Consider the following 8,919-nt stretch of genomic DNA (forward strand, 5'->3'; position numbering starts at 1 on the left):
GTTCTGGCCGGGCATTGTCGGCGAGTTCATGCGCTACATGCCGATCACGCTGATCGCGACGCTGACCGCCTCGACCGTCTATGCGCTCCTGTTCGCCCCGACGATCGGTTCGATTGTCGGCAAGGCCGCCATCCAGAAGCGGCGGCCGGACGGCGCCTACATGGCGCTGATCCGCAAGGCCGTGCGCTTTCCCGTGCTCACGCTCGTGCTGGTCGCCGGCCTGATGGGGAGCATCGTCTTCACCTTCGCCAACGACAACCAAGGCGTCGAATTCTTCCCGGCCGTCGAACCGCAATACGGCCTTCTGTACGTCAAGGCCCAGGGCAACATGTCCCTTGAGGAGCAGGATGCGCTGGTGCGCCGGGCCGAAGAGCGCCTGCTGTCCTGGCCGGGCATCAAGACCGTCTATGCCCGTTCGGGTTCGTCGCGTGGCGGCCTTCAGCTTTTCGGTGGCGGCGGCGAGAACGCGATCGGCATGATCCAGTACGAATTCGTCGACTGGCGCGAGCGCAAGGCGGCCAGCGAGATCCTGACGGAGCTGCGCGGCCAGTTCGCCGATGTGGCCGGCGTCGAAATCGAGATTTCGACGCCCGATGCAGGCCCGCCGCAGGGCAAGCCGATCCAGGTGCGGCTACAGGCGGACGATCCGGCCGGCCTTGAGGACGCCGCCGCGACCGTCGCCGATTATCTGCGGACCATCCCCCAGGTGATCGATCTCGATGACGGCCTGCCGCCGCTGTCGATCGACTGGGAGCTGAGGGTCGACCGCACCGAGGCCGCCAAGTACGGGCTGGGTCCGGAGTCGGTCGGCCGTGTGGTCCAGCTCGTGACGACGGGCCTCGAATTGTCGGACTACCGGCCCGCGGGCGCCGACGATGCGGTCGATATTCGCCTGCGCCTGCCCGAGGACCGCAGAACGCTGTCGATGATGGACGAATTGCGGGTCGAGACGCCAGCCGGGGCCGTTCCGCTCGCAAACTTCGTCGACCGCGAGCCGGCCGCCTCGCTCGGCACGCTGACCCGCATTGACGGTTCGAGGACGATCATGGTGGCCGCCAACCTCGTCGAAGGCGCGCAGGATTCGGTGTTTCAGGCGCAGGTCGCCGAGCATCTCGCCACCATGGACTTTGCGCCCAACATCCGCTGGGAGATGGTCGGTTCGGACCAGGAGAGCGACGAGGCGGCCGCGTTTCTGAGCAATGCGTTCGGCGTTGCGATCTTCCTGATCTTCGCGCTGCTTTTGGCCCAGTTCAACCGCTTCACCTATGTCTGGCTGGTCCTGAGCGCGGTGGTCATGTCCACCGTCGGGGTCCTGCTCGGCCTGATCATCATGCAGATGCCGTTCTCGATCATCATGACGGCCATCGGCACGATCGCGCTGGCGGGAGTGGTGGTTAACAACAACATCGTCCTGATCGACACCTATGCGCACCTGCGGCGCAGAGGCGTCAACAAGATGGAAGCGGTTCTGGAGACGTGCCGCGAACGGGTGCGTCCGGTGATGCTGACCGCCGTGACCGCCATTCTCGGCGTCTTGCCGATCGCCTTCGGCGTCAACCTGGCGCTGATCGACCATGAAGTGACGATCGGGGCGCCGTCGACGCAATGGTGGGTCGCCCTTTCGAGCGCGATCGTGTTCGGCCTCGGCTTCTCGACGGTCCTGACGCTCGTTGTGACGCCGGCGGCGCTGATGATCTTCACGCGCGACAATGAAAGCCTGGCGCGGGGACGCATGCTGACACGGCTTGGTCGCTGGCTGCGCATGCGGGCCGCGGTCCGGCCCGCCAGGGCTCCGGCGCCTTCCATCGGCCCGGCATCGCAGCCGGCCCATCGGCCCGCGCCCGACAAGGATGCGCCCCAGCCACCCGAACGGCTTCCCGACGATGTCGCCCCCTTCCCGAAGGCGGCGGAGTAGGAACGTTCACGCTGAAAGAGGCATTCAACGCCCTCGATATGTTCGCTTGAGGGCCCTCAAAGGCACCACATTCCTTGAATACTTATGCAAGCGATGGACACGCGAACCCAAACGGTCCACATCGATCCGATCCATCAAATGCGGAGACTGAACACCAGTCCGGTCGGTCCTTTTATTTGGCTTGCCCTACGCGCTTGAAAACGCCATGATGGGGGCGTATGTGGCGGCCACCCCCGGCGTCCTTCTTCTCCCCTTCCTTCCGCGCCGGTCCTTTCCCATTGCCGCAATGGTTCACCCATGGAACAAATGAAGCTACACGATTTGCAGCAGAAGTCTGCGCCCGAACTGGTGGAGTTCGCCGAAAGCCTTGAGGTCGAAAACGCCAGCGTTCTGCGCAAGCAGGAATTGATGTTCGCCATTCTCAAGCGGCTCGCGGCCGACGATGTGGAGATCATCGGCGAAGGCGTGGTCGAGGTGCTGCAGGACGGGTTCGGCTTTTTGCGCTCGGCGAGCGCGAACTATCTGCCCGGTCCCGACGATATCTACATCTCGCCCTCCCAGATTCGCCGCTTTTCACTGAAGACGGGCGATACGGTGCAAGGCACGATCCGCGCGCCCAAGGAGGGCGAACGGTATTTCGCGCTTCTGAAGGTCAACACGATCAACTTCGAGGATCCCGAAAAGATCCGGCACAAGAGCCATTTCGACAATCTCACGCCGCTCTACCCCGATGCGCGGATCAATATGGAGATCGAGAACGCCGAGACGAAGGACCTGTCGGCGCGCGTCATCGATCTTGTCGCGCCGCTGGGCAAGGGCCAGCGCGGCCTCATCGTCGCGCCGCCCCGGACCGGCAAGACGGTGCTCCTTCAGAACATCGCCCATTCGGTCACGGCCAATCATCCCGAATGCTATCTGATCGTCCTTCTGATCGACGAGCGCCCCGAGGAAGTCACCGACATGCAGCGCTCGGTGAAGGGCGAGGTCGTGTCCTCGACCTTCGACGAGCCGGCGGTGCGTCACGTCCAAGTCGCCGAGATGGTGATCGAAAAGGCCAAGCGCCTGGTCGAGCACGGGCGCGACGTCGTCATCCTGCTCGATTCGATCACGCGCCTGGGGCGCGCCTACAATACGGTCGTGCCCTCGTCGGGCAAGGTGCTGACCGGGGGTGTCGACGCCAACGCGTTGCAGCGGCCCAAGCGCTTCTTCGGCGCGGCGCGGAACATCGAGGAAGGCGGGTCGCTGACAATCATCGCCACCGCGCTGATCGACACCGGCAGCCGCATGGACGAGGTGATCTTCGAGGAATTCAAGGGCACCGGCAACTCGGAGATCGTGCTCGACCGGAAGGTCGCCGACAAGCGCATCTTCCCGTCCATGGATATTTTGAAGTCGGGCACACGGAAAGAAGACCTGCTGGTGCCGCGTTCCGATCTTCAGAAGATTTTCGTGTTGCGGCGCATCCTGTCGCCGATGGGAACGACGGACGCCATCGAATTCCTGATCGACAAACTCAGACAGACCAAGAGCAATGCCGAGTTCTTCGATTCGATGAACGCCTGATCGATTCGTGGGCGAAATATTGGCCAAGACCGCCATTGGACCAAACTTCGATTCAGGGACGTAACGATTCCATATCGCGGTCGTATCCCTGAATTGGGCCGACATGCCATGACCGATACGATCGTCTCCCTATCGAGCGGCGCGCCGCCCGCCGGTATTGCCGTGATCCGTGCATCCGGCCCGCGGGCACCGGCGCTTGCGCGGCTGCTGGCGGGCGACCTGCCCATCCCGCGCCACGCCGCCTTTCGAATCCTTGTCGATCGGGATGGCCGTGAAATCGATCGCGGCCTCGTGCTGTGGTTTCCCGCGCCGGCGAGCTTCACCGGCGAGGATTGCGTCGAATTCCAGGTGCATGGCGGCCGCGCGGTGGTCGACCGGCTTGTCGATGTGGCCACGGCGATCGATGGCGTTCGTCTGGCCGAGGCGGGCGAATTCACCCGCCGCGCCTTTTCGCATGGAAGGCTGGATCTTATCGAGGCCGAAGCGCTTGGCGATCTCATCGCGGCGGAGACCGAGGCACAACGCCGTTTCGCCGTCGCACAGGCCTGCGGCGCTCAATCGCGCCTTTATGCGGGCTGGAGGGAACGGCTGCTGCATGGGCGGGCGATGGTCGAGGCCGAGATAGACTTCACCGACGAGGAGGATGTGCCCGGTTCGGTCTCGGATCGGATTTGGGAGGATATGGAAGACCTGACCGTAGAGATCGACGCACATATCGCCGGCGAGGCGCGTGGACGGATCATGCGATCCGGGTTTCAGGTGACGCTTGTCGGAGCGCCCAATGCGGGTAAATCGACACTTTTGAATGCGCTGTCGGGTCATGAGCGGGCAATCGTCTCGGACGTGCCGGGAACCACGCGCGACATTGTCGAAGCCCGCCTGGATCTGGGCGGCTATCTGGTGGTGTTGGCGGACACGGCGGGCCTGCGTGCCCGCGCGGGGGCGGTCGAACAAGAAGGCATACGCCGCGCGGTGCGGCGTGCCGAGCAGTCCGACCTCGTCATTCACCTCGATGAGCACGGCGTTTTCGCCGATCTGAATCTGGATATGGAACGAACGGTCTGGCGCGTTCGGAGCAAAGGCGATCTTGCCGCCGTCGACGGTCGGGCGCGGGAGGCGGACTTTGTGATCAGCGCGGCGACCGGGGCGGGCCTCGACCGGCTTGCGGCCGCGCTGAAGGCGGAAGTGAGCCGGAGGGGCGGCGACGCCGATGCGCTCGCGCCAGGCCGCGATCGGCATATGGGCCATTTGCGAGCCTGCAAGGCGCATCTGATCGATTCGCTTTCGGAACGACGCCCTTTGGAAGTTCGCGCCGAGGCGCTGCGTCTGGCCGCGGACGATCTCGGCCGCATCACCGGACGAATCGATGTCGAGGACATGCTGGGCGCGATCTTTTCCAAATTCTGTGTCGGCAAATGATTCACGTGAAACATACACGCGTCGAACGCGGGACCGGACGGCGCCACGGTCCGCCCGGATCCCTGCCGATGTTTCACGTGAAACCACGCATGCCTTGACGCGAACCCTCGTTCGGGCCATCTGCGTCCTATTCGATTGATCGATGTCCGACAGGGGAGCCGGGTCATGGCGGCGGCCTATGATGTCATAGTGGTTGGGGGCGGCCATGCCGGCGTGGAGGCCGCGCGGGCCAGCGCGGCGGTCGGCGCGCGCACGGCTCTTGTGACGCACCGCTTCGATACGATCGGCGTTATGTCCTGCAATCCCGCGATCGGCGGGCTCGGAAAAGGGCATCTGGTGCGGGAGATCGATGCGCTGGACGGGCTCATGGGCCGGGTGGCCGATGCCGCCGGCATCCAGTTTCGCCTGCTCAACCGCCGCAAGGGTCCGGCGGTGCGCGGACCGCGAACCCAGGCGGACCGCGCGCTCTACCGCGCCGCGATGCAGGCGGAGATCGGCGCGATCGCCGGGCTCACCATTGTCGAAGGCGAGGTGGCGGGCTTGCGCATGCCGTCTGAAACGCGCGTGGCCGGCGTCACCCTCGCCGATGGCCGCCAACTGGCCGCGGCGGCCGTGGTCCTGACGACAGGAACCTTCCTGCGCGGCCTGATCCATATTGGCGAGAAGACGATCGCTGCGGGGCGCATGGGCGAACGACCGAGCGCGAAGCTCTCCCGGCAGCTCGACGCCATGGGCATACCGCTCGGGCGCCTGAAGACGGGCACGCCGCCGCGGCTCGACGGCCGCTCGATCGCCTGGGCGGACCTTGCCAAGCAGACCGCCGACGACGATCCGGTGCCGTTCTCGACCATGACCGAGCGGATCGCCAACCCGCAGATCGCATGCGGCATCACCCGCACGACGGCGCGGACACATCAGCTCATCCGAGACAATATCGGCCGGTCGGCCATGTATTCGGGCAAGATCGAAGGCACGGGTCCGCGCTATTGCCCGTCGATCGAGGACAAGGTGGTCAAGTTCGGCGATCGCGACGGCCATCAAATCTTCCTCGAACCCGAGGGGCTGGACGATCACACCGTCTATCCGAACGGCATTTCGACATCGCTGCCCGAAGACGTGCAGCATGCGCTGCTCGGAACGATTCCGGGTCTTAAAGAGGCCATCATCCTGCAACCGGGCTATGCGATCGAATATGACCATGTGGACCCGCGCGCGCTTGATGCCGGGCTGGCGCTGCGCGGCGTCGACGGTCTTTATCTCGCAGGCCAGATCAACGGGACGACGGGATATGAGGAAGCGGCGGCGCAAGGGCTTGTCGCGGGGCTGAACGCGGCGCGCCTTGCGACCGGTGACGAACCAGTGCGCTTCAGCCGGACCGAAAGCTATATCGGCGTGATGATCGACGATCTCACCTCGCATGGCGTGAGCGAGCCCTATCGCATGTTCACCTCGCGCGCCGAATACCGCCTTTCGCTCCGGATCGACAATGCCGACCAGCGCCTGACGCCACTTGCGATCGAAACGGGACTGGCATCGGGCGAACGCGCCCGCCACTTTGCGTTGGTTTCGGAACGGCTCAACGCTGCGCGCAGCTTGAGCCGGTCCTTGAGCGTGACCCCGCAGGAAGCGGAACGATTCGGACTCGAAATCAACAAGGACGGTGTGCGTCGTTCAGCTTACAATCTAATGGCCTATCCGAACATCACGCTGGACCGGCTGAGAGCCATGTGGCCCGAACTCGGCAAGCTCGATCCGGGTACGGCAGACCGTCTGGAAATCGAGGCGCAATATGCGGTCTATCTCAAGCGGCAGGCGGCGGACATCGCGGCGGTGAAACGGGAGGAGGCGCTCCTCATTCCCGACATCCTGGCGTTCGATGGCATTTCAGGCCTGTCCAACGAGTTGAAACAGAAGCTGGCCGCGCGAAAGCCAGCCAATATCGGCGAAGCGCAGCGGATCGACGGCATGACACCGGCGGCGCTGGCGCTTTTGGTGGCCCATATCCACCGGATCGACATGCGATCGAAGGCGCGCAGCGCGTGAATGGCGAACGGATCGTCGCGAACCTTCCCGTCGCTGTTTCACGTGAAACACAGGCGCGGCTCGAACGGTTCGCGGATCTGTTCGCGATCTGGTCCGAGCGCATCAACCTCGTCGCCGCGTCCACCAATGCCGGGTTTTGGGAGCGGCACGTCGCCGACAGCGCACAACTCGTGGACATAGCGCCGGAGGCGCAGCACTGGGCCGATCTGGGATCCGGCGGCGGTTTTCCTGGTGTGGTCGTCGCGATCTTGCTGTCGGACAGACCGGAAACCCGCGTCGATCTGATCGAGAGCAATCGCAGGAAGGCCGCCTTCCTGCAGACCGCGCGCGCAAGCTGCGCGCCGGTGGCACATATTCATGCGGAACGGATCGAGACGGTTGTCCCCCGCCTGCCCGCGCCGCACATCGTGACGGCCAGGGCGCTGGCTCCCCTGCCGACGCTTCTCGATCTGGCCGAGCCGTGGCTTGCAGCCGGTGCGAGAGCCTTGTTTCACAAAGGCCGTGGATATGCGGACGAACTGCATGAATGCCGTGCACAATGGGACTTCGATCTGATAGAATATCAAAGCCAGGTCGCCACCGACTCGGTCATTCTCGAACTGATCCGGGTTCGGCGCCGGCGAGAACCAGGCTGAAACACCGAGGACCGGCATGAACGGCGGACCGACCGTCATAACCATCGCGAACCAGAAGGGCGGCGTGGGCAAGACCACGACCGCGATCAATCTGGCGACAGCCCTGGCCGCCATCGGCGAGCGCGTGCTGATCATCGATGTCGACCCACAGGGCAATGCCAGCACGGGGCTGGGCATCGAGCGCGACGACCGGACCATATCCGCCTATGACATTCTGCTCGGTGACGCGCCGGCCGGCCAAGCGGCGATCGCGACGGCCGTGCCCGGACTTTCCATCGTTCCCTCCACTATGGATCTGCTGGGCATAGAGATGGAGATCGCCAGCGCGTCCGATCGCGTCTTCCGGCTGCGTAACGCCCTGTCGCAGCCGGACATGCGCCGCTTCAGCTATGTCATCATCGATTGCCCCCCCTCGCTGAACCTTCTGACGCTCAACGCGATGGCGGCCGCCCATTCGGTGCTGGTCCCGCTGCAATGCGAGTTCTTCGCGCTGGAGGGCTTGAGCCAGTTGCTCAAGACCGTCGAACGGATCCGCGCGTCCGTCAATCCCGGTCTTGCGATCCAGGGAATCGTGCTCACCATGTATGACGGGCGCAACAATCTCGCCAACCAGGTGGTCGACGACGTGCGCGCCTATATGGGCAATGCCGTCTATCGGACGGTGATCCCACGCAATGTGCGCCTGTCGGAAGCGCCTTCGCACGGCAAGCCGGCAATCCTCTACGATCTTCAATGTGCGGGCAGTCAGGCCTATCTGAACCTTGCATCCGAGGTCATCCAGCGCGAGCGCGGCGCCAAGGCGGCATGACCGGCCGCAAGATTGGGAACACAACCGGCGATGAGGCAATTGTGAGCATGGCGGAGAACGGTTCGGGCAAACGGCTGGGGCGGGGTCTGGCGGCCTTGATCGGCGAAATGGATCAGCCGGCTGCATCGGCGCAACCACCCCTCGCCGGCGACCGGACCATGCCGATCGAATGGATCGAACGCAGCGCCAACAATCCCAGAAGGGCTTTCGACGACGCCGATCTGGACGATCTGGCCCGCTCGATGCGGGATCATGGCGTCATCCAGCCGATCGTGGTGCGGCCGCGTCCCGGAGGCAAAGGCAATGTGCACGAGATCGTGGCCGGCGAGCGGCGCTGGCGCGCAGCACAGCGCGCCGGCCTGACCGAAGTGCCGGTCATCGTGCGTGCGGTGGACGACAAGGCGGCCCTTGAACTGGCGATCGTCGAGAATGTGCAGCGCGCCGATCTCAATGCGATCGAGGAAGCGGCGGGCTATCAGCAGTTGATGGACGATCACGGCTACAGCCAGGCCGATCTGGGCGACGTGATCGGCAAG

Annotated in this window: 7 protein-coding genes; all 7 read left to right on the forward strand. The window is 64.4% G+C overall.

From position 1 onward, the window contains the following. Positions 1–1,915 (forward strand): efflux RND transporter permease subunit (locus AC5E6L_RS10775; RefSeq protein WP_491773199.1); only part of this gene is annotated, 1,915 nt, incomplete at its 5' end. A 297-nt stretch (positions 1,916–2,212) separates the two neighbouring features. Next, entirely contained in the window at positions 2,213–3,478 is a 1,266-nt protein-coding gene (rho, locus tag AC5E6L_RS10780) for a transcription termination factor Rho (protein WP_491229167.1), read from the forward strand. Between the two features lie 108 nt (positions 3,479–3,586). Then, positions 3,587–4,897: a tRNA uridine-5-carboxymethylaminomethyl(34) synthesis GTPase MnmE gene (mnmE, locus tag AC5E6L_RS10785; RefSeq protein ID WP_491773201.1), complete on the forward strand. Its 1,311-nt coding sequence runs from the start codon at positions 3,587–3,589 to the stop codon at positions 4,895–4,897. A gap of 165 nt (positions 4,898–5,062) precedes the next feature. Further along, positions 5,063–6,940, forward strand: coding sequence for a tRNA uridine-5-carboxymethylaminomethyl(34) synthesis enzyme MnmG (gene mnmG, locus AC5E6L_RS10790; protein WP_491773203.1), 1,878 nt, complete (start codon positions 5,063–5,065; stop codon positions 6,938–6,940). After that, positions 6,937–7,575, forward strand: a complete 639-nt coding sequence (gene rsmG, locus AC5E6L_RS10795; protein ID WP_491773205.1) for a 16S rRNA (guanine(527)-N(7))-methyltransferase RsmG — start codon at positions 6,937–6,939, stop codon at positions 7,573–7,575. Before mnmG ends, rsmG begins: the two co-directional genes overlap by 4 nt. A 16-nt stretch (positions 7,576–7,591) precedes the next feature. Then, positions 7,592–8,383, forward strand: coding sequence for a ParA family protein (locus AC5E6L_RS10800; RefSeq protein ID WP_491773207.1), 792 nt, complete (start codon positions 7,592–7,594; stop codon positions 8,381–8,383). Positions 8,384–8,430: 47 nt separating this feature from the next. Further along, positions 8,431–8,919, forward strand: a 489-nt coding sequence (locus AC5E6L_RS10805; protein WP_491773209.1) for a ParB/RepB/Spo0J family partition protein, incomplete at its 3' end; no start/stop codon positions are given.

It is taken from the genome of Roseitalea sp. (assembly GCF_984466335.1).